Origin of the sequence: Halomonas ramblicola, assembly GCF_030409215.1 — a bacterium.
Taxonomy (GTDB): Bacteria; Pseudomonadota; Gammaproteobacteria; order Pseudomonadales; family Halomonadaceae; genus Halomonas; species Halomonas ramblicola.
In genome coordinates, this window is record NZ_JAUFPL010000017.1 from 68647 (window position 1) to 88344 (window position 19698).

Here is a 19698-nt window from a genome sequence, read left to right on the forward strand (position 1 = left end):
TTCTCCGGTGGCGATGTGACTCTCAGGGGCGCGGGTCATCGTCGGGTTCCGCCCGGAAGCTCGCCGGATCCCGCACGGCGATGCGCAGCGTCATCACCAGGGCCTCGGCCAGCGCCAGGACGAGCAGGCCGACGCCGATGGTCAGTACCGTCTGCGGGATCCACAGCGGGATCGCCAGGAAGCCGGAAGAGACGTCGTCGTAGGCGAGGCTCTCGCGGATCAGCCCGATGAGTCCGTAGACGAGCGCCCCGGAAATGGCCAGGGCCACGCCCAGGGCGAAGGCCTCGAACCACACCCGCAGCGTCGCGGGCAGGCGCGTGACCAGCAGGGTGACGCGGATATGGGCGTGATGGACGAAGGTATAGGCGAGCCCCAGGAAGGTCGCCCCCACCAGCAGGTAGGCGGCGATCTCCGAGAGCCCGGTGATGCCCAGGCCGAGGCGGCGCTGGTCGGCCAGGGCGAGCAGGGCGTCGAGTATCCGGAACCCGACCTGCAGGGCGACCAGGCCGCAGATGATCACCATGCAGGCGGCGGCGCCCCAGGCGCCGAAGCGATAGAGCGGGGCGAGCTTGAAGGTCATGGGCGTCTCCTCGAGACGCGACGCCGTGGCGCCGCGCCTTGCCGGTCACTCCGCGGTATCGACCTCCTCGCGGTAGCGGTCGAGCAGGTCGAGGGCCGTCTCGCTGGCGCGTGACTGCCAGTCGGCGAACAGCTGGTCGCCGGCCTCCTGCAGCGCCGCCGCCACCTCCTCGTTGGGTGTGGAGACGCTGATGCCGTTGTCGCGCAGGGCCTGCAGGCTCTCCTCGTTGTCTTCCCGGCTCATCTGCCAGCCGCGCTCCTCGGCGCGGGCGGCGGCCTCCAGCAGGGTCTCCTGGGTGGCCTCGTCGAGGGCGTCGAAGGCGCGCCGGTTGACGAAGACGATATTCTTGGGCAGCCAGAGGTTGGCGTCGGTGAAGTGGGAGACATAGTCCCAGGCGGTCATGGCATTGCCGGTGGCGCTGGAGGTGATCATGGCGTCCACCCGGCCGGTGCTGAAGGCGGTGGGGATATCGGACTCCTCGGTCTCGGTGGGGTTGCCGCCGAGGTTCTCCACGAAGCGCTGGGTGTTGATGTTCGGCGCGCGCACGCGCAGGCCCTCGAACTGGGCGGGGTCCTCCAGCGCCTCGCCGGTGTAGATGCCCTGGGCGGGCCAGGCCACCGCATACAGCGGCATCAGCCCCTCGTCCGCGAACAGCTCGGTGATCATCGGGCGCGTGGTCTCCCACAGCGTCATGGCGTCCTCGTAGCTGCCCGCCACGCCGGGCAGGGTGTCGATCTCGTAGATGGGGTCCTCGTTGGAGAGGGTCGAGAGGAAGATCTCGCCGGCCTCGACGGTGCCGCGACGCACCGAGGGCTTGATCTCGGCGTGGGAGACCAGGGAGCCGCCGCTGTGGACATTGATGCGCAGCTCGCCATCGGTGGCCTCGGCCACGTCCTCGGCGAACTGGCGGTTGTTCTGGGTATGGAAGCTGGCGTCCCCGTAGGGAGTGGCCAGGTTCCACTCGGCGGCCTGGGCGCCGGTGGCCAGGCCGGCCAGCAGGATGGGCAGGACGACGCGCTTGTGCATGGGAGGACTCCTCTGTCGGGAATTCGCCTTGCGGCTACAGGAGAGTGTAGCGACCCCGAGCGTTGACGGGGCGAGGGCGTCGCGACCGGCTTGGCGCCCCGGCGGCCCTTCCCTATAGTCGGATGGCCGCTACCCTTACCTTTACAGCACAGTCACGGGAGTCGCCATGACCATTCCACTGTTGAACGCCGACATGGGCGAGAGCTTCGGCCCCTGGGTGATGGGGCTGGATGACCAGGTGATGCCCCACGTGGACCTGGCCAACGTGGCTTGCGGCTTCCACGCCTCGGACCCGCACGTCATGCGCCGCACCGTGCGCCTGGCCGTGGCGCATGGGGTGAGGGTGGGGGCGCACCCGGCCTATCCCGACCTGATGGGCTTCGGGCGTCGCTCGATGGCCTGCTCGCCCGCCGAGGTGGAGGACCTGGTGCTCTACCAGTTGGGGGCGCTGGCGGGCATCTGCGAGGCCGAGGGCACCCGGCTGCACTACGTCAAGCCCCATGGCGCCCTCTACAACGATATGGCTCGCGACCCCGAACTGCTCGCCGCGGTGATGCGCGCGGTGCGTGCCTACGACCCCGGACTTCCGGTGATGACCATGGCCACCCGCGACGATGCGCCGGTGCGCCGGCTGGCCGGCGAGCTGGGCGTGACCCCGTGGTTCGAGGCCTTCGCCGATCGTGCCTACGACGGGGCGGGGCGACTGGTGTCGCGCCGCGAGCCGGGGGCCGTGCACCACGACCCCGAGGCGATCGTCGACCAGGCCCGGCGCATCGCCAGCGGGTTGCCCCTGACCGCCAGCGACGGCAGCGAGCTGCGGCTCGAGGCCGACACCCTCTGCGTGCACGGCGACAATCCGGAGTCCATCGCCGCGGTGAAGGCCATCCGCCAGGCGCTGGCGGAGATCGACGGGGCACCGTCATGAGCCGAGGCCAGGCATTGCCCCGCATCGAGTCGGCGGGCCTGGACGGCTGGATGGTGCGCCTCTTCGCCACCATCGACGAGGCCAACCTGCCCTGGTTGACGGCCCTGACGCGGCGCTGCGAGGCGGCGCTGGGCGAGGCGCTGGTGGACCTGGTGCCGTCCTACACCACCCTGCTGGTGGTCTTCGACCCCCTGCGATTGCCCCCGGAGGCGACGCGCCGCCGCCTGGTCGAGCTGCTGCACGACCTGACGCCCGATGAGGAGAGCGACCGCGGCGAGGTGCGCGAGTTGCCCACCTGGTACGACCCCGGCGTGGGGCCGGACCTCGAACGCCTGGCGGAACGCGCCGGCATGGACATCGAGGCGGTGATCGACTGCCACAGCACCCGCGAGTACCGGGTCTTCGCCCTGGGCTTCGCCCCGGGCTTCGCCTTCATGGGCCTGCTGGACGAGCGCCTGGAGTGTCCGCGCCTGGAGACGCCGCGCCAGCGGGTGCCGGCGGGCAGCGTGGCGGTGGCGGGGCGCCAGACGGCGGCCTATCCCGTCGTGACCCCGGGTGGCTGGCACCTGATCGGGCGCACCTCGGCACGGCTCTTCGATCGCGACCGCGAGGGCTTCAGCCTGCTGCGCGTGGGCGACCGGGTGCGCTTCGTGGCCGTGGACCGCGCTACCTTCGCGCGCCAGGGCGGCGATACCCGGCCCATGGAGGCAAATGCATGACGGAATATACCGTTATCGGTCTTCGCGTGGAGCATACAGGCCCGCTGGCGCTGCTGCAGGATGCCGGACGGTTCGGCGTGCGACGCCTGGGGGTGACCCAGGGCGGTCCCGCCGACCTGCACGGCTGGGGCTGGGCCAACTGGCTGGTGGGCAACCCCTGGGGTGCCGCCGCCCTGGAGGTGACCCTGGGCGGGCTCGGCCTGGTCGCCGAACGCGACCTCTGCCTGGCGCTGGGCGGCGCCGATCTGGGGGCCAGCCTGGACGGCGAGCCGGTCGCCCCCTGGACGGCGTTCCGAATGCGCGAGGGCCAGCGCCTGGCGTTCGCCACCCCGGTCGCCGGTCTGCGCGCCTACCTGGCGGTGGCGGGGGGCTTCGCGGCGGAGCCGGTGCTGGGCAGCGTGGCCACGGTGGTGCGCGAGGGCCTGGGCGGGCTGGATGGCCGGGGCGGCAAGCTGGCCGCCGGCGATCGCCTGGCCGTCGTGGCCGAGGCGTGCCATCGCGAGGCGGGACGGCGCCTGCCCGAGGAGGAGCGCCGCGACTACCGGGAGCCGGCGCGGCTCACTTTGCTGCCCGGAGCCCAGGTGGCGGCCTTCGACGGCCGCAGCCTCTTTCAGGCGTTCCACGCCGAGTGGCGGGTCGACGATCGCGCCGACCGCATGGGGGTGAGGCTGCTGGGGCCGAGGCTGCGTTGTCGCATCGAGACCCTGATCTCGGAGGGCATCGGCCTGGGGGCGGTGCAGGTGCCCGCCGACGGCCAGCCCATCGCCCTGCTCAACGACCGCCAGACCATCGGCGGCTATCCGCGGCTGGGGGCGCTGACGCCGCTTGCGGCCTCGCGACTCGCCCAGTGCCTGCCGGGACAGGCCGTACGCCTGGCGCCGACCACGGCGGAGCGGGCGCTGGACGCGTACCGTCGCTTGCGTATCGCCCTGGGTGCCTGACTCAGGCGCCCAGGCCGCTCTCCCGCAGCAGCTGGTCGATGCTGCGATCGGCGCGAGGCACTGGGGTCTCCTCCAGCATCAACCGTGTCTCCAGGGCCTCGGCGCCTTCTTCCAGGCAGCGTTCGATGAGCGCCGCCTTGCCCAGGCCGGTGGTCCTGGCCAGCCGGTCGAGGCGGGCGTCGAGGTCGCGGTTCATTCTCAGCAGGTGGGGCATGGCGCTGTCTCCTCGGGATGGGAACACCGGTGGTGTGGCGTCACGGTACAGCCTGGCAGGGGCGCGTGACGGGATGATGACGGCTTGACCGCGCCGGGCGGCGACGTAGAATGCCACCCTTCATCTCGCCATCGGGACGACCCGGTGCGCGTCTCGATCGCCGGGGACGACCCCGACCGACCCGGATGTCCTTTCCCCATGAGTATGGCCTGGATTCTGCTCGTCGTCGCCGGCCTGCTGGAGGTGGCCTGGGCCCTGGGGCTCAAGGCCTCCGAGGGCTTCACCCGGCCGTTGGCCAGCCTGTTGACCCTGGTCACCATGCTGGCCAGCTTCTATCTGCTCGGCCTGGCCATGCGGGCCCTGCCGGTGGGCACCGCCTATGCGGTCTGGGTGGGCATCGGCGCCGTGGGTACGGTGCTGTTCGGCATCCTGGTCTACGGCGATGGCGCCTCGCCGCTGCGGTTGGCGAGCCTGGCGCTGATCATGGCCGGGCTGGTGGGTCTCAAGCTGGCGGGCTGATCACGCCAGGCCCTGGCGCTTCATGGCCTCGGTGATGATCGGTACCGGCGTCATCAGGTGGTCGCGCATCATGCGGGTGGCGCGCGGGGCGTCGCGCGCCAGGATCACCTCCACCAGGGCGGCATGCTCCTGGCGCTTGCGCTCCAGGGCCTCCTCGGAGAGCACCGTCTCGCGCAGCCAGAGGTGGCGATAGCGCTCCACCTGGTCGAACAGCTTGTCGCGGACCTGCAGCAGGTGGGGAGAGCGGCAGCCGCCGACGATGGCGGTGTGGAAGGCCTTGTGGCGGGCGTCCCAGACGTCCAGCAACTCCTCGGGGGTGTTGACCTCCATGACCTTGGCCAGGGTGTGGGCGCGGGCCAGGATCTCGGCCTCCCAGGCGTCGTCGCCGCGCTCGATGGCCAGCCCCAGCAGCAGTCCCTCCAGCTGGGCCCGGGCGTCGTAGAGGTCGGCGAGCTCGGCCAGTGACATCGGCGCGACCCGGTAGCCGCGCTGGCTGATGGCCACCACCAGGCGCTCGGCCACCAGCTGGGAGAGCGCCTCGCGCAGCGGGCCCACGCCCAGGTCGTAGCGCTCCTTGAGGCGGCTCATCAGCAGCTTCTCGCCGGGCCTGAAGACGTTGCGGATGATGTCGCGCTTCAGCCAGTGGTAGGCGCTGATGCCGAGGTTCTGTCGAGGCGTGGTGTCCATAGTGACGTCATTCTTTCAATATATTCGTCATGGTAGCCGAATATCGTCACTCGATATATACATAGTCATTCTGATGGAGTCGGGTCATTCCCGGGGCTGGCTCAGCGCCTGCCAGGCGGCATAGGTGCTGAGGAACACCCGCCCGGTGAGGTCGTCGAGGAAGTCGCTGCGCTTGAGGCGATCCATCACCGGCCCCTTGACCTCGGCCAGGTGCAGGGTCACCCCGGCCTCCTTGAGGCGGGCGTTGATGGCGTCGAGGCTCTCCAGCGCCGAGGCATCGATCAGGTTCACCGCCGAGCAGATCAGCACCAGGTGCTCCAGCTCGGGGCGGCGGGCGACGAGATCGAGCACGGTATCCTCCAGGTAGCGGGCGTTGGCGAAGTAGAGGCTCTCGTCGATGCGCAGCAGGGCCAGGTGGCCGACGGTTTCGGTGTCGTGGCGTTCGCAGTTGCGGAAGTGCTCGGTGCCGGGAATGCGGCCCACCAGGGCGCTGTGGGGGCGGCTGGTGCGGTAGAGGAAGAGCATCACCGAGAGCAGCACGCCGCTGATGATGCCGGCTTCCACCCCCTCGAGCAGGGTGAGCGCGATGGTCACGGCCATGGCCGAGAAGTCGCTGCGGGAGTAGCGCCAGGTCTGGCGGATCAGCGGGATGTCCACCAGGGTGAGGATGGCCACGGTGATGGTGGCGGCCAGGGTGGCGATGGGCAGGTGGTGGAGCAGGGGCGTGAAGAGCAGGGTCGCCAGGCCGATGCCCAGGGCGGCGAACAGCCCGGCCAGCGGGGTCTGGGCGCCGGCCTGGTCGTTGATCACCGTGCGCGACAGGCCGCCGGTGACCGGCATCCCCGCCGAGAAGGCGGCCGCCAGGTTGGCGCCGCCCAGCCCCAGCAGCTCCTGGTTGGGCGAGATGCGCTGGCGCCGCCGTGCCGCCAGCATCTGCGCCATGGAGATCGACTCGACGAAGCCCACCACGCTGATCAACAGCGCCGGGACCAGCAGGGCGCGCCACAGCTCGAGGTCCAGCGCCGGCAGGGTGAGCGGCGGCAGGCCGGCCGGCACGGCGCCGACCACGGCGACGCCCCGGGCCGCCAGGTCGAAGTGCCAGCTGGCCAGGGTGGTGGCGACCACCGCCAGCACCGGCCCGGCCCGGGCGATCAGCCCGGCCGTGGCGTCGGCCAGCCCCAGGCGCATCAGCCATGCCTTGCCGCGGCGACGCAGGGTCACCAGGAACAGCAGGGTGCCGGCGCCCACGGCCAGCGTCGGCCAGTGGGTGGCGCCGAGGTTGCCCAGCAGGCTGGTCAGCAGACCGGTGGCGGCATAGCCGCTGGCGGTCACGCCCAGCAGGTGGGCGGCCTGGCTGATGGCGATCAGCAGGGCCGAGGCGGAGAGGAAGCCGGCGATCACCGGGTGGCTGAGGAAGTTGGCGAAGAAGCCCAGGCGCAGCAGCCCCATGGCGGTGAGCATCAGCCCCGAGAGCAGCGAGAGGGCCAGGGCGGCCTGGAGGTAGGCCGGGGAGCCCGGGACGGCCACCTCGGAGAGGGCGGCCCCGGTCATCAGCGCGATGATCGCCACCGGTCCCACGGCCAGGGTGCGGCTGGTGCCCAGCAGGACGTAGAGCACCGCCGGCAACAGGCTGGCATAGAGGCCCACCACCGCGGGCAGCCCGGCCAGCAGGGCATAGGCCAGGGACTGGGGAATCACCATCACGGTGACGATCAGCCCGGCCAGCAGGTCGGCGCCGAACAGCCGGCGATTGTAGTGGGGCAGCCAGGTGAGGATCGGCAGATAGCGCTTGAGCATCCCTTCGTCCCATTCCGGTGGGGCGTGCGTGCCTATATCACCACAGACTAAACCGGATCCCGGCTCAGGTCCCGGTCGCGACCCTGCGGCGGCGCGATTGCCAGGCCGACCAGGAGTAGAGGGCCAGCCCCGTCCAGATCAGGGCGAAGGTCGCCAGCTCCACGCCGGACAGGGGTTCGCCGAACACCAGCAGGGCGATGGCGAACTGGATGCTGGGGTTGAGATACATGAGGAAGCCCAGGGTGGCCAGCCGCAGGCGGCGTGCGGCGCCGGCGAAGGCCAGCAGCGGCAGGGCGGTGATCACCCCGCTGGCGACCAGCAGCAGGGTGGTGCCGGTGTCCGCCGCGAAGTGGGAGAGGCCCATCCGGGTCAGGGCGCCCAGGGCCAGGAGGGCCAGCGGCAGCAGCAGCAGGGTCTCCACGAAGAGCCCCGAGAGGCCATCCAGGGGCACCTGCTTGCGCAGCAGGCCATAGGTGCCGAAGGAAAAGGCCAGCGCCAGGCTGATCCAGGGCAGCTCGCCCAGCAGCACCAGTTGGATCAGGATCGCCAGGGTGGCCAGCCCGACGGCCACGGCCTGGAGGCGGTGCATGGTCTCGCGCAGCACCAGCAGGCCCAGCGCCACGTTGACCAGTGGGGTCATGAAGTAGCCCAGGCTGGCCTGCAGCACGTGGCGGGTCTCCACCGAGTAGATGTAGAGCCCCCAGTTGAAGGCGATCAGCACGGCGCAGCCCAGCACTCGCCCCAGCCGCCGCGGCCGGCACAGCGCCTCGCGCACCGGCGTCCAGCGCCCCAGCAGGGTGACCAGGCCGACCAGGAAGGCGCAGGACCAGAGGATCCGGTGGATCAGTACCTCGTGGGCCGGGACGCCCTCGAAGAGCGCGAAGAACAGCGGGAAGCAGCCCCACATACCGTAGGCGGCCAGGCCGAAGGCGACGCCCTTGGCCGGTTCGCGGTCGGGAGCGGTGAGATGGGAAACGGTCATCGTGGCCTCGGGCAGCGGCAAAGCCCTAACTTAGCAGGCTATCGGACGTCCCGCCATGGGCCCCGGCTGACGCGAGGGGCGCCCTGGGTTAGGCTTGGGGGAGTCTTCACCCAGTGGCAACGGAGCCCCGACATGAGCGAGCTGAGAACCACCCTGGTGCAGTGCGATCTGCGTTGGGAAGATCCCGAGGCCAACCGCCGGATGCTCGAGGAGACGCTCGGCGACCTCGACGCTCGGGAGACCGACCTGATCGTGCTGCCGGAGATGTTCGCCACCGGCTTCACCATGAACTCCCGGGAGATGGCCGAGCCGATGACGGAGAGCGGAAGCGTCGCCTGGCTGCGGGACCAGGCGCGAGGCCGCGGCTGCGTGGTGACCGGCAGCGTGGCCGTGGAGGAGGAGGGCGATTGCTTCAATCGCCTGGTGTGGGCGCGCCCCGACGGCAGCCTGGTGACCTACGACAAGCGCCACCTGTTCCGCATGGCCGGCGAGCACGAGCGCTACGCCATGGGCCACGAGCGGGTGATCGTCGAGCTCAAGGGCTTCCGCATCCTGCTCAGCGTCTGCTATGACCTGCGCTTCCCGGTGTGGCTGCGTCAGCAGCCGGCCCCCGACGAGCACTTCGAGTACGATGCCCTGCTGTGCGTGGCCAACTGGCCGGCACCGCGTCGCCATCCCTGGCGGGTCCTGCTCCAGGCCCGGGCCATCGAGAACCTCTGCCCGGTGATCGGCGTCAACCGGGTCGGCGAGGATGCCAAGGGGCTGGCCTACGCCGGCGACTCCATGCTGGTGGACTTCAAGGGCGAGGCGTTGATCGACGAGCCACGCGATACGCCCTTCGTGAAGACCGCCAGCCTGTCGCTGGAGGAACTGCGCGCCTTCCGTGAGAAGTTTCCCGCCTGGCGCGACGCCGACCACTTCACTCTCGCCGACGGTGTCGGTTACTGATGCGCCTCGATCGTTTCCTGGCCGAAACCACCGACCTGACCCGCAGCCTGGCCAAGAAGGCCCTGCATCGTGGTGAGGTGAGCGTGGACGGCGAGGTGGTCAAGAATCCCGCCATCCAGCTGGGCGAGGCGAACCGGGTGCGCTGGCGGGGGCAGCCGCTCGCCCTGGTGGGGCTGCGCTACGTGATGCTGCACAAGCCGGCGGGTGTCGAGTGCACGTCGCGGCGTACCCTCTATCCCCGGGCCGTCGACCTGATCGACCTCCCCAAGGCGGAGCGGCTGCAACCGGTGGGCCGCCTCGACGTGGAGACCACCGGCCTGGTGCTGCTCAGCGACGATGGCCAATGGTCACACCGGGTCACCGCGCCACGCCGGCGCTGCGGCAAGGTCTATCGGGTCACCCTGGCCGAGCCCCTCGAGGGTCCGGCGCTGGCGGCGGCGCAGGCGTGCTTCGCGGAGGGCCTGCTGCTCGACGGTGAGGCCAAGCCGACCCGCCCGGCGGAGTTGGCCATGCGCGAGCCGCGGGTGGCCGCAGTGACGCTCCACGAAGGCAAGTACCACCAGGTCAGGCGGATGTTCGCGGCCATCGGCAATCATGTGGTGGCGCTACACCGCGAGGCGGTGGGCCCGCTGACCCTGGGCGACCTGCCCGAGGGGGAGTGGCGGGCGCTCAGCGAGGCCGAGGTCGCGGCCTTCTGAGGTTCACGCCTCGGACCAGGTGATGCTGCGGTCGCGACCATGGTGCTTGGCGTGGTACAGCGCCTTGTCGGCCAGGCCGAGCAGCGCCAGGGGGTTCCGGGAGTGGCAGGGGTAGGTGGCCACGCCGCAGGAGAAGGTGATGGGGCCCAGCGCCCGCCTCGCATGCTCGAGCCTCAGGGCCCGGACCGCCTCCAGCAGGGCTGCCGCGCGGGCCTCGGCCTGCCCGGTGGTGGCCCCGGGCAGGATGGCGACGAACTCCTCGCCGCCCAGCCGGCAGACCACGTCCGAGCCGCGGAAGTGTTCGCGAAGCAGCGCAGCGACCTCGACCAGCACGCCGTCGCCCGCCTCGTGGCCAAAGCGGTCGTTGATCTGCTTGAAGTGGTCCAGGTCGATCATCACCATCGACAGCGGTATCCCCTGGCGTTTCGCCCGGGCCGCCTCGTGCTGTAACAGCTCGTCGAAGTAGCGGCGGTTCTTGAGGCCGGTCAGCGGATCCTCGTAGGAGAAGCCCTCCAGCTTGCGCACCAGGCGGTCCAGCTCGGCCGTGCGGTGGGCGACCTGCTGTTCGAGGGAACGGTTCAGCCGGGCGAGTTCGCGCTGGGTCTGGCGATAGTGCCACAGCGAGATGCCCACGATGGCCAGCGAGAAGGTCAGGGTGCCCAGGCTCACCGGGATGCGCCGCCATGCCAGCAGGCCGTGGGCCACCGCCATGTCGGCCAGCAGCAGGGCCGCCAGCAAGGCGTAGCTGGCGATGATCAGGCGCTGCTCCATCCCCAGGCGGTGCACCCGCCACAGCGCCAGCAGCAACATCAGCGGCAGGGTGATCGCCAGCAGAAGGTCGAAGGGCGGAAAGGTGCTGGCCAGGCTCACCCCCCCGGTCCCGGCCAGGCCGATGGCACCCACCAGGTAGGCCAGGTGCAGCTGCCACAGGCGGCGCATCCAGCGCCCGGGCCTGCCCGCGAGCCAGTGGGCCAGCAGCAGGCCCATGGCCACCGGCAGGCTGTAGTAGCCGGCGGCGGCCAGGGTGTCCCACAGCAGCGGGCGACCGAGCAGCAGCTGGCTGGCCTGGGTCTCGGCGAGGACCATGGCGCCCGAGGCCAGCGAGAAGAGCGCCATGGCGCCGAAGCTCCAGCGCCGCGGCCCCAGCAGGGCGAAGCTGCCGGCCAGCCCCGCCAGCAGCAACGAGAAGGCGCTGACCACCAGGTCGCGGGAGGAGCTGCGGATGACCCGCGTCAGCAGGTCCACTCGCTCCATCAACATCACCTCCCCCCACAGGCCGATATCGGTGTAGTCCGAGAACACCCGGAAGTGCAGGGTGCGGCCGGCGAAGTCCTCGGGCAGTTCGATCATGTGCCAGGGCCAGCCGGCGAAGTCGCCGCGTCCCTGGGCGTCGAAGCGGCCGTACTGGTAGATGAGCTCGTCGTCGAGATAGGCCTGGCCGATCAGGTCGATGCTGTAGATGTAGACGACCGGGTCGCGCCATTCGCCTGTCGGGAGGGTCGTGCGGAACCAGGCGTGTTGATGGCCCGCCCGTCCCGGCGGGTTGGACGGGAAGGCGATGTCTCGCCAGGCTTCATCCTCGGCGTCGTGCACCCAGAGTGGTGTGCCCCCGGGGCCCAGGGGCGAGTCTCCCCAGCGGTATTCCCAGTCGACGAGGTCCCGGGGTTCGGCGGCCAGGCCGGCAGGCGTCAGGACGGTGACCAGAAGCAGCCCCGTCAGCAGGCGGAGAAGGAGGCGATGCATGCCGGACCATCCGTGGGTGCGATAGGCGCCAGTATAGGTCACCCCTGTCGGGGTGTCGCAGGCTCCGGTGACGATCGGTCGACCAGCCCCGCCGCCTCCACCAGAGCGCGGGTGTAGTCGGTGTGCGGATTCGCCAGCAGTTCCCGACACTCGCCCTGTTCCACCACCTCGCCGTCCCGCAGCACCATCACCCGATGGGCGAGGGCGCGCACCACGGCCAGGTCGTGGCTGATGAACAGGTAGCTCAGCCCGCGCCGTGCCTGGAGGTCGCGCAGCAGTTCGACGAGCTGTTTCTGCACGGTGCGGTCCAGGGCCGAGGTGGGCTCGTCGAGCACCACCAGCTCGGGTTCCAGGATGATCGCCCGGGCCACGGCGATGCGCTGGCGCTGGCCGCCGGAGAACTCGTGGGGATAGCGATCGGCGCAGTCGCGGGGCAGTCCCACCTCCTCGAGGGTGGCGGCCACCCGGCGCGACACCTCGGCCGCGTCCAGTTCGGGGTGGTGGAAGCGCAGGCCCTCGCTGACGATCTCCGAAACCGGCAGGCGTGGCGACAGCGAGCCGTAGGGGTCCTGGAAGACGATCTGGAAGCGGCTGCGCATGCGGCGCAGGGCGCCGCCGGTCAGGGTGTCCAGGCGCGTCTCGGCGAAGCGGATCTCGCCGCGGCTCTCCATCAGGCGCAGCAGTGCCATGGCCAGCGTCGTCTTGCCGGAGCCGGATTCGCCGACGATGCCCAGGGTCTCCCCCGGCGCCAGCGTCAGTGCGAGCGGCCTCACCGCCTCGAAGGCCGGTGGCCGGGGCATGAACAGCCGCCTGGGGCGCTGGAAACTGACGGCGATCCCCGTGGCCTGGAGCAGTGGTTCCGAGTGACGGGGAGGCAGCGGCTGCCCCTCGGGCTCGGCGTCGAGCAGCGAGCGGGTGTAGGCGCTGCGCGGCGCGGCGAACACCTCGGCCACCGGGCCGGTCTCCTGCTCGCGGCCTTGGAAGAGCACGCACACCCGGTCGGCGTGGCGGCGTACCAGGTTGAGGTCGTGGGTGATGAACAGCATGCCCATGCCGTGGCGGTCGCGCAGCTCGGCGAGCAGGGCGAGGATCTCCTGCTGCACGGTGACGTCCAGCGCCGTGGTGGGCTCGTCGGCGATCAACAGTGCCGGGTCGTTGGCGATGGCCATGGCGATCATCACCCGCTGCCGCTGGCCGCCGGAGAGCTGGTGGGGCCAGGCGTCGAGCAGCTCGTCGGGACGCGGCAGTCGTACCTGGGTGAGCAGCTCCCGGGCCCGCGCCCGGGCGGCGCGACCGGCGAGGCCCTGGTGCAGGCGCAGGGCCTCGCCGATCTGCTTGCCCACGGTGTGCAAGGGGTTGAGCGAGGTCATGGGCTCCTGGAAGACGAAGCCCACGCGGCCGCCGCGCAGGCCCTGCCAGTCGCGGGAGCGCAGCCGGTCGAGGTCGGTGTCGCCCAGGTGGCGGCCGCCCTCGACCCGGGCGTTGGCCGGCAGCAGGTTCATGGCGCCGAGTGCCGAGACCGACTTGCCGGAACCGGATTCGCCCACCAGGGCCAGGGTCTCGCCGCGCCCGACGCTCAGCGAGAGGCGATCGACCACGTTGACGCCGTCGAAGGCGATGGACAGGTTCTCCAGGCGTAGCAGGTCAGGCATCGGTGGCGCTCCTCTCGGCGGAAGGGGCGGGGGCGGCATGCTGGATGTGGCGCGGGTCGAAGGCGTCGCGCAGCCCCTCGCCGATGAACACCAGCAGCGACAGCATCAGCGACAGGCTGACGAAGGCGGTGATGCCCAGCCAGGGGGCGTGGAGGTTGTTCTTGCCCTGGGCCACCAGCTCACCCAGCGATGGCGACCCGGGGGGCAGGCCGAAGCCCAGGAAGTCCAGGGCGGTCAGGGTGGTGATGGCGCCGGTGAACAGGAAGGGGATGAAGGTCAGGGTGGCCACCATGGCGTTGGGCAGCACGTGGCGCCACATGATCAGCCGTGGCGTCAGGCCCATGGCCTTGGCGGCGCGCACGTACTCCAGGTTGCGGGCGCGCAGGAACTCGGCACGCACCACGTCCACCAGCCCCAGCCAGGAGAACAGCAGCATGATGCCGAGCAGCCACCAGAAGCCGGGCTGCACGAAGCTGGCCAGGATGATCAGCAGGAAGAGCACCGGCAGCCCCGACCAGATCTCGGTGAGGCGCTGGCCGATCAGGTCGGTCTTGCCGCCGAAGTAGCCCTGGATGCCGCCGATGACCACCCCCATCACCAGCGACCCCGCGGTGAGCACCAGGGCGAAGGCCACCGACAGGCGGAAGCCGTAGATCACCCGGGCCAGGACGTCGCGGCCCTGGTCGTCGGTGCCCAGCCAGTGGCGAGCGTCCGGGGGCGCCGGCGAGGGGCGCATCATCTGGGTGTCCAGGGTCTGGTAGGAGAAGGGGATCGGCGGCCACAGGGCCCAGCCGTGCGCCTCGATCTGCTCGCGCACGAAGGGATCGTGGTAGTCGGTGGTGGTGGGCAGGAAACCGCCGAATTCGGTCTCCGGGTAGTCCACCAGCAGGGGGACGTACCACTGGCCGTCGTACTGCATGACCAGTGGCTTGTCGTTGGCGATCAGCTCGGCGACCAGGCTCACGGCGAACAGGGCCGCGAACAGCCACAGCGAGAGCCAGGCGCGACGGTTGCCGCGGAACACGCCGATGCGGCGTCGGGTGATGGGCGAGAGGCGGTCGGTGAAGGCCATCGGCTCAGGACTCCCGTGTCTCGAAGTCGATGCGGGGATCGACCCACACATAGGTGAGGTCGGAGATCAGCTTGAGGATCAGCCCGATCAGGGTGTAGAGGTAGAGCGTGCCGAAGATCACCGGGTAGTCGCGCTGCATCACCGCCTCGAAGCCCAGCAGGCCGAGCCCCTCCAGCGAGAAGATCACCTCGATCAGCAGCGAGCCGGTGAAGAAGATGGTGACCAGGGCGCCGGGCAGGCCGGCGATGATGATCAGCATGGCGTTGCGGAAGACGTGGCCGTAGAGTACCCGGCGGTCGCTGGCGCCCTTGGCCCGCGCGGTGAGCACGTACTGCTTGTGGATCTCGTCGAGGAAGCTGTTCTTGGTGAGCATGGTGAGGGTGGCGAAGCTGCCCACGGTCATGGCGATCACCGGCAGGGTGATGTGCCAGAAGTAGTCCTTGACCTTGCCCCAGGCGGAGAGCGACTCGAAGTCCGGCGAGGTCAGGCCGCGCAGCGGGAAGAGGTCCCAGTAGCTGCCGCCGGCGAACAGCACGATCAGCAGGATGGCGAACAGGAAGCCGGGGATGGCGTAGCCGAGGATCACCAGTCCCGAGGTCCAGACGTCGAAGCGCGTGCCGTGGTGGAGCGCCTTGCGGATGCCCAGCGGGATCGAGATCAGATAGACCAGCAGCGTCGTCCACAGACCCAGCGAGATCGACACCGGCAACCGCTCGACCATCAGCGCCACCACCGGGCGGTCGCGGAAGAAGCTGGTCCCGAAGTCGAAGGTGGCGAAGTCGGCGAGCATGCCCAGGAAACGCTCGTGGGCCGGCTGGTCGAAGCCGAACTGGGCCTCCAACTGCTCGATGAAACGCGGGTCTATCCCCCTTGCTCCGCGGGATTCATCCTGCACGACCACCTCGCCGCCGCCGGTATCCAGGCGGGTGCTGGCCATGCTGTCGATCCCCTCGAAGCGGGCCAGCATCTGGTCGATGGGCCCGCCCGGGGCGGCCTGCACGATGATGAAGTTGAGCAGCATGATGCCCAGCAGGGTGGGGATCATCAACAGCAGGCGTCGCAGGATGTAGCGGCTCACGGGGGCGGCGTCCTCGTCATCCGGAATGTCGTGGGTCAGCGGCCGTGCAGGCGCTGTTCGATCTCGGCCGCGCGCTCGCTATCCACCCACCAGGCCGCCAGGTCCATGCCGTATTCGGGGAAGGGCTCGGGCCAGGCGAACTTGTCCCACACGGCGATGCGCGTCTCGCCGGAATGGTAGTGGGGGATCACGATGAAGCTGTGCAGCAGCACCCGATCCAGGGCGCGGGTGAGGGTGTTGAGTTCCTCGCGACTCTCGGCGCGGATCAGCCGGTCGACCAGGTCGTCCACCGCCGGGTTGGCCAGCCCCATCAGGTTGCGGCTCTGGGGGGTGTCGGCGTAGTCGCTAGTCCAGAACTCGCGCTGCTCGTTGCCCGGGTTGTTGGACTGGGGAAACTGGCCGATCACCATGTCGAAGTCGAAGCTGCGCAGGCGGTTGAGGTACTGGTTGATGTCGACGATGCGGATGGTGCCCTGGATGCCGAGGCGCGCCATGTTGCGCAGCATGGGCTGGACGACGCGCTCGAGGCCGGTGTCGTAGAGCAGCACCTCCAGCTCCAGGGGGCGGCCGCTCTCGGCGTCCACCAGGCTGCCGTCGCGCACCTCGTAGCCCGCCTCGCGCAGCAGCTCCAGGGCCAGGCGCAGGCGTTCCCTGAGGTCGTCGGGATGCTCGATGGGCACCGGTTCGGTGAAGACGCGCTCCGGCAGGACGTCGCGCCAGGGCTCCAGCACCTCGAGTTCCGCCTCGCTGGGCAGCCCCTCGGCGGCCATCTCGGAGTTCTGGAAGAAGCTCTCGGTGCGCTGGTAGGCATCATAGAAGATATTGGCATTCAGCCAGGGGAAGTCGAAGGTCAGCGACAGGGCCTCGCGAACGCGCGGGTCGTCGAACTTGGCGCGACGCAGGTTGAACACGAAGGCCTGCATGCGCGCCGGCTGGCCGTCCGGGACGGTGAGCTTCTCGACCAGGCCGTCGTGGTAGGCGGGGAAGTCGTAGCCGATGGCCCAGGTGGCGGCGCGGGCGTCGATGCGATAGTCGAGCACCCCGGCCTTGAACGCTTCCCAGGCGATCTCGCGGTCGCGGTAGTAGTCGTAGACGAGCCGATCGATGTTGTGGCGACCGCGTTTCACCGGCAGGTCTCGCCCCCAGTAGTCCTCCACGCGTGCATAGACGATGCGCCGTCCCGGGTCCACCTCGGCGATGCGATAGGGGCCGGAGCCGGGGTGCTTCGCCAGGGTGGGCGACGTGAAGTCGCGCGACGCCCAGTAGTGCTCGGGCAGCACCGGCAACTGGCCGACGATCAGCGGCAGTTCACGGGAGTGGTTGGAGGCGAACTCGAAGCGCACGGTGTGGTCGTCGAGTGCGGTGGCGCTCTCCACCTCGGCGTAGTAGGCACCGTAGGAGGGATTGCCCTGCTCGGTCAGCAGCTCGAAGCTGAAGACCACGTCGTCGGCGGTGAGCGGTTCGCCGTCGTGGAAGCGCGCCTCGGGGCGCAGGTCGAACTCGATCCACAGGCGCTGCGGATCCAGGCGAATACCCGACGCCAGCAGGCCATAGGCCGAGAAGGGCTCGTCCGGGTTGCCCTCCAGCAGGGTGTCGTAGATCTGCGAGACGCCGGCCGCCGGGGTGCCGCGGATGATGAAGGGGTTGGTGGAGTCGAAGCTCGAGCCCACCGCGGCCTGGGTCAGGCTGCCGCCCTTGGGGGCCTCGGGCTCGACGTAGGGGAAGTGGGTGAAGTCCGCAGGCAGCTCGGGATCGCCGTAGAGCGCCAAGCCATGGACGGTGGGGACGCCTGCGTCGTCCCCGTCGGTAGCGGATGTCGCCACCGCGAACGGCGCAGCGAACAGGCAGAGCAGGGCGAGGAGACCACCGCCGGCACGGCGGCGCAGGGCGTTCGACATCGTGACATCCTGGGTCGGCTGGGATGCCGGCTGACGCCGGCGACTACCGACCCATAAGGTGTCAGGCCTGCGCGGTCTTGTAAACCTCTGATGCGCGGGCCGGTTTCAGCGCCGGCCCGGCGGGGTGGGAGCTCAGCGCGCCGCCAGGCTGCGCCGGGGCAGCTCGAGCCGCTGGCCGGGCTGGATGACGTTGCCGCTCAGCCCGTTGGCCTGGCGGATCTCGTCGACGCTGATCCCCTGGCCCGAGGCGATGGCCGAGAGGCTGTCGCCGCGCTGGACCACGTAATGATCGGCGGCTCCCGCCGGGGTGGTCGGTCCTGCCGGCGTATCGAGCCTCGCCACCAGGGTGTCGGCACTGTCGGCGGGCACCAGCAGGACCTCGGCCTGGCTGGGGTGGACACTGCCGCCGCTCAACGCCGGATTGAGTTCGGCCAGTTCGCCACGCGGGACGCCCGCCAGGCGCGCCGCCTCGGCCAACTGCAGGGGACGCTCCACGGGGACCTCGGCGAAGGCCGGGGCGTCCTCGATCTCGGGGAGGGCGACCTGGTACTCATCGGGGTTGTCGACGATGGCGGCGATGGCCTTCAGCTTGGGAACGTACTGCATGGTCTCCTGGGGCAGCTTCAGGCTCCAGTAGTCGCCGCTCTCGCCCCGCGAGATGGCGGCGTTGCGGGCCCGGTTCACCGTGCCGGCCCCGGCGTTGTAGGCCGCCAGCGAGAGCTGGATGTCCCCCTCGTACCACTGATCGGCCTGGTATTCGATGTAGTCCAGGGCGGCACGCGTCGAGGCCACCACGTCGAGTCGGCCATCGTAGCCACCCTGACGGTGCAGGCCCAGGGCGTCGCCGGTGCCGGGCATGAACTGCCACAGGCCGGCGGCGCCACGGTGGCTGCGGGCGGCGGGATCGAAGGAGCTCTCGATGAAGGGGATCAGGGCGATCTCGCCGGGCAGGCCACGTTCCTCCACTTGCTCGACGATCCAGGCCAGCCAGGGGCGTGCCCGCTCGGTGATCTCGACGATGTTGTGCGGGGCGCTGCGGTAATGGTCGATCCAGTGCTGGACCCGGGGATCCCGGAGGTCGTCCTGCCACTGGAAGCTGTCGCGGAGACGGCTCCAGGCGTCCCGAGGCTCGAGCGCCAGGGCGTCCCAGAAGTGACGCACCAGGCTGCTCGGTGACGGCTGGGCGACCTCACGGCTCGTGGCACCATCGTCGGGGGTTGCGGCTCGCGGTAGGGTGGCGGCCTGGCTCTGGGCGCCGGCGGCCATCAGGGAGCCGAACAGGGCGGCGGTGCTGGCAAGCGCATACAGCCTGCGGCGAGTCGTGTAGTAGGTCATCCGGTCGTGTTTCTCCTGGTCGCAGGCGAGCCGCCGCGTGGCGGCTCGCCGGGGCGTCCATCGGGTCGGGCTCAGAAGTTGTCTTTCCAGGCGCGCAGGGTGGTGAAGGTGGCCTCGTCGGTGTCGGTGTCGCCGTGGGCCGAGGCGGCCTCACGGACGCCGGCATCCGCCACGCGCAGGAAAGGATTGATGCGCTTCTCCCGGGCCAGGGTGCTGGGCAGCGTGGGGCGATCGAGCTCGCGGGCACGCTGGCACTCTTCCATGGCCTGAACCACGTCCGGATTGTGAGGGTCGGCGGCCAACGCGAAGCGCAGGTTGGCCAGGGTGTATTCGTGGGCGGCGAACACCAGGGTGTCCTCCGGCAGGGTCGCCAGCCGGGCCAGGGAGGCGTGCATCTGGGCCGGGGTGCCCTCGAAGAGCCGGCCGCAGCCGGCGCTGAAGATGGCATCGCCGCTGAACAGCAGCGGCGGTATGCCGGCGGTGAAGAAGGCGATATGGTCCAGGGTATGCCCCGGCACCTCGATCACCTCGAACAGCCGCCCCATGACCCGCAGCTCGTCGCCGTCGGCGACGCTCTCGTCGATGCCGGTGATATCGGGGTTGGCCGGCCCCACCACCCGCGGCGAGTAGCGCTCGATGAGCTCGCGCAGGCCGCCGGTATGATCCGGGTGGTGGTGCGTGATCAGCACCGTCGACAGCGTCAGGCCCTCACGCTCGAGGAGCTCGATCACCGGGGTGGCATCACCCGGGTCCACCACGCAGACTTCGGGGCTCGTGTCCTGGCGCAACAGCCATATATAGTTGTCGCTAAACGCAGGAATCGGTGTCACGCTCAACATGGGCAAGGCGTCCTGAATGGGCATGAACGGGTCGCAAAATCCGAC

At 70.1% G+C, this 19698-nt stretch carries 19 protein-coding genes; 6 read left to right on the plus strand and 13 right to left on the minus strand.

Annotation, left to right across the window (positions count from 1 at the left end; translation table 11 throughout):
- Window positions 1–22 precede the first annotated feature (22 nt).
- Both QWY80_RS04655 and QWY80_RS04660 read right to left on the minus strand, forming a co-directional pair.
- Window positions 23–580, minus strand: coding sequence for a TRAP transporter small permease (locus QWY80_RS04655; RefSeq protein WP_290229539.1), 558 nt, complete (start codon window positions 578–580; stop codon window positions 23–25).
- A 45-nt stretch (window positions 581–625) separates the two neighbouring features.
- Window positions 626–1606: a TRAP transporter substrate-binding protein gene (locus QWY80_RS04660; RefSeq protein ID WP_290229540.1), complete on the minus strand. Its 981-nt coding sequence runs from the start codon at window positions 1604–1606 to the stop codon at window positions 626–628.
- Between the two features lie 166 nt (window positions 1607–1772).
- Here QWY80_RS04660 and QWY80_RS04665 point away from each other — a divergent pair, with 166 nt between their 5' ends.
- From QWY80_RS04665 to QWY80_RS04675, 3 genes are read left to right on the plus strand one after another with little or no spacing between them, the layout of a single operon-like run.
- The gene (locus QWY80_RS04665) at window positions 1773–2531 is read left to right on the plus strand and encodes a 5-oxoprolinase subunit PxpA (RefSeq protein WP_290229541.1); all 759 of its coding nucleotides are present in this window, start codon (window positions 1773–1775) and stop codon (window positions 2529–2531) included.
- Window positions 2528–3250, plus strand: a complete 723-nt coding sequence (pxpB, locus tag QWY80_RS04670; RefSeq protein ID WP_290229542.1) for a 5-oxoprolinase subunit PxpB — start codon at window positions 2528–2530, stop codon at window positions 3248–3250. Before QWY80_RS04665 ends, pxpB begins: the two co-directional genes overlap by 4 nt.
- A complete protein-coding gene (locus tag QWY80_RS04675) occupies window positions 3247–4191 on the plus strand; it encodes a 5-oxoprolinase subunit C family protein (RefSeq protein ID WP_290229543.1) in 945 nt (314 codons plus the stop codon). The genes pxpB and QWY80_RS04675 overlap by 4 nt, the downstream gene beginning before the upstream one ends.
- A gap of 1 nt (window position 4192) precedes the next feature.
- On the opposite strand, the gene QWY80_RS04680 is transcribed toward QWY80_RS04675, so the two are convergent.
- Entirely contained in the window at window positions 4193–4405 is a 213-nt protein-coding gene (locus QWY80_RS04680; RefSeq protein ID WP_290229544.1) for a ribbon-helix-helix protein, CopG family, read from the minus strand.
- A 198-nt stretch (window positions 4406–4603) separates the two neighbouring features.
- Between QWY80_RS04680 and sugE the strand changes: the two genes are divergently transcribed.
- A complete protein-coding gene (gene sugE, locus QWY80_RS04685) occupies window positions 4604–4924 on the plus strand; it encodes a quaternary ammonium compound efflux SMR transporter SugE (RefSeq protein ID WP_435389269.1) in 321 nt (106 codons plus the stop codon).
- Here the strand turns inward: sugE and csiR are convergent, their stop codons facing one another.
- The 3 genes from csiR to rarD form a co-directional block, all read right to left on the minus strand.
- Window positions 4925–5611 carry a DNA-binding transcriptional regulator CsiR gene (gene csiR, locus QWY80_RS04690; RefSeq protein ID WP_290229545.1) on the minus strand — a complete coding sequence of 229 codons (687 nt, stop codon included), beginning with the start codon at window positions 5609–5611 and terminating at the stop codon, window positions 4925–4927.
- Between the two features lie 84 nt (window positions 5612–5695).
- Window positions 5696–7408, minus strand: coding sequence for a SulP family inorganic anion transporter (locus QWY80_RS04695; RefSeq protein WP_290229546.1), 1713 nt, complete (start codon window positions 7406–7408; stop codon window positions 5696–5698).
- 64 nt (window positions 7409–7472) lie between these two features.
- Entirely contained in the window at window positions 7473–8390 is a 918-nt protein-coding gene (gene rarD, locus QWY80_RS04700; protein ID WP_290229547.1) for an EamA family transporter RarD, read from the minus strand.
- A 132-nt stretch (window positions 8391–8522) separates the two neighbouring features.
- On the opposite strand from rarD, the gene QWY80_RS04705 reads away from it, so the two are divergent.
- Together QWY80_RS04705 and QWY80_RS04710 are read left to right on the plus strand one after the other, a co-directional pair.
- Window positions 8523–9338 (plus strand): amidohydrolase, encoded by an 816-nt coding sequence (locus QWY80_RS04705; protein ID WP_290229548.1) that lies wholly within the window; start codon window positions 8523–8525, stop codon window positions 9336–9338.
- Window positions 9338–10036: a pseudouridine synthase gene (locus tag QWY80_RS04710; protein WP_290229549.1), complete on the plus strand. Its 699-nt coding sequence runs from the start codon at window positions 9338–9340 to the stop codon at window positions 10034–10036. The genes QWY80_RS04705 and QWY80_RS04710 overlap by 1 nt, the downstream gene beginning before the upstream one ends.
- Before the next feature lie 3 nt (window positions 10037–10039).
- On the opposite strand, the gene QWY80_RS04715 is transcribed toward QWY80_RS04710, so the two are convergent.
- The 7 genes from QWY80_RS04715 to gloB all read right to left on the minus strand — a co-directional run bounded on the left by QWY80_RS04715 (window position 10040) and on the right by gloB (window position 19653).
- Complete coding sequence (locus tag QWY80_RS04715; protein WP_290229550.1) at window positions 10040–11779, minus strand: GGDEF domain-containing protein; 1740 nt, start codon at window positions 11777–11779, stop codon at window positions 10040–10042.
- 38 nt (window positions 11780–11817) lie between these two features.
- On the minus strand, window positions 11818–13431 hold the full coding sequence (locus QWY80_RS04720; protein WP_290229551.1) for an ABC transporter ATP-binding protein: 1614 nt from the start codon (window positions 13429–13431) through the stop codon (window positions 11818–11820).
- Window positions 13424–14503 (minus strand): ABC transporter permease, encoded by a 1080-nt coding sequence (locus QWY80_RS04725; RefSeq protein WP_290229552.1) that lies wholly within the window; start codon window positions 14501–14503, stop codon window positions 13424–13426. Before QWY80_RS04725 ends, QWY80_RS04720 begins: the two co-directional genes overlap by 8 nt.
- Window positions 14504–14507: 4 nt before the next feature.
- Window positions 14508–15581, minus strand: coding sequence for a microcin C ABC transporter permease YejB (locus QWY80_RS04730; RefSeq protein ID WP_290229553.1), 1074 nt, complete (start codon window positions 15579–15581; stop codon window positions 14508–14510).
- Window positions 15582–15616: 35 nt separating this feature from the next.
- Window positions 15617–17479 carry an extracellular solute-binding protein gene (locus QWY80_RS04735; RefSeq protein ID WP_290229554.1) on the minus strand — a complete coding sequence of 621 codons (1863 nt, stop codon included), beginning with the start codon at window positions 17477–17479 and terminating at the stop codon, window positions 15617–15619.
- 132 nt (window positions 17480–17611) lie between these two features.
- On the minus strand, window positions 17612–18814 hold the full coding sequence (locus QWY80_RS04740; RefSeq protein WP_290229555.1) for a transglycosylase SLT domain-containing protein: 1203 nt from the start codon (window positions 18812–18814) through the stop codon (window positions 17612–17614).
- Window positions 18815–18885: 71 nt separating this feature from the next.
- The gene (gene gloB, locus QWY80_RS04745) at window positions 18886–19653 is read right to left on the minus strand and encodes a hydroxyacylglutathione hydrolase (protein WP_290229556.1); all 768 of its coding nucleotides are present in this window, start codon (window positions 19651–19653) and stop codon (window positions 18886–18888) included.
- Window positions 19654–19698 lie beyond the last annotated feature (45 nt).

Bases quoted from the DNA above. Each gene is read 5' to 3' on its own strand.
- QWY80_RS04655 (WP_290229539.1), bottom strand. From the start codon at position 580: ATGACCTTCAAGCTCGCCCCGCTCTATCGCTTCGGCGCCTGGGGCGCC.
- QWY80_RS04660 (WP_290229540.1), bottom strand. From the start codon at position 1,606: ATGCACAAGCGCGTCGTCCTGCCCATCCTGCTGGCCGGCCTGGCCACC.
- QWY80_RS04665 (WP_290229541.1), top strand. From the start codon at position 1,773: ATGACCATTCCACTGTTGAACGCCGACATGGGCGAGAGCTTCGGCCCC.
- pxpB (WP_290229542.1), top strand. From the start codon at position 2,528: ATGAGCCGAGGCCAGGCATTGCCCCGCATCGAGTCGGCGGGCCTGGAC.
- QWY80_RS04675 (WP_290229543.1), top strand. From the start codon at position 3,247: ATGACGGAATATACCGTTATCGGTCTTCGCGTGGAGCATACAGGCCCG.
- QWY80_RS04680 (WP_290229544.1), bottom strand. From the start codon at position 4,405: ATGCCCCACCTGCTGAGAATGAACCGCGACCTCGACGCCCGCCTCGAC.
- sugE (WP_435389269.1), top strand. From the start codon at position 4,604: ATGAGTATGGCCTGGATTCTGCTCGTCGTCGCCGGCCTGCTGGAGGTG.
- csiR (WP_290229545.1), bottom strand. From the start codon at position 5,611: ATGGACACCACGCCTCGACAGAACCTCGGCATCAGCGCCTACCACTGG.
- QWY80_RS04695 (WP_290229546.1), bottom strand. From the start codon at position 7,408: ATGCTCAAGCGCTATCTGCCGATCCTCACCTGGCTGCCCCACTACAAT.
- rarD (WP_290229547.1), bottom strand. From the start codon at position 8,390: ATGACCGTTTCCCATCTCACCGCTCCCGACCGCGAACCGGCCAAGGGC.
- QWY80_RS04705 (WP_290229548.1), top strand. From the start codon at position 8,523: ATGAGCGAGCTGAGAACCACCCTGGTGCAGTGCGATCTGCGTTGGGAA.
- QWY80_RS04710 (WP_290229549.1), top strand. From the start codon at position 9,338: ATGCGCCTCGATCGTTTCCTGGCCGAAACCACCGACCTGACCCGCAGC.
- QWY80_RS04715 (WP_290229550.1), bottom strand. From the start codon at position 11,779: ATGCATCGCCTCCTTCTCCGCCTGCTGACGGGGCTGCTTCTGGTCACC.
- QWY80_RS04720 (WP_290229551.1), bottom strand. From the start codon at position 13,431: ATGCCTGACCTGCTACGCCTGGAGAACCTGTCCATCGCCTTCGACGGC.
- QWY80_RS04725 (WP_290229552.1), bottom strand. From the start codon at position 14,503: ATGGCCTTCACCGACCGCCTCTCGCCCATCACCCGACGCCGCATCGGC.
- QWY80_RS04735 (WP_290229554.1), bottom strand. From the start codon at position 17,479: ATGTCGAACGCCCTGCGCCGCCGTGCCGGCGGTGGTCTCCTCGCCCTG.
- QWY80_RS04740 (WP_290229555.1), bottom strand. From the start codon at position 18,814: ATGACCTACTACACGACTCGCCGCAGGCTGTATGCGCTTGCCAGCACC.
- gloB (WP_290229556.1), bottom strand. From the start codon at position 19,653: ATGTTGAGCGTGACACCGATTCCTGCGTTTAGCGACAACTATATATGG.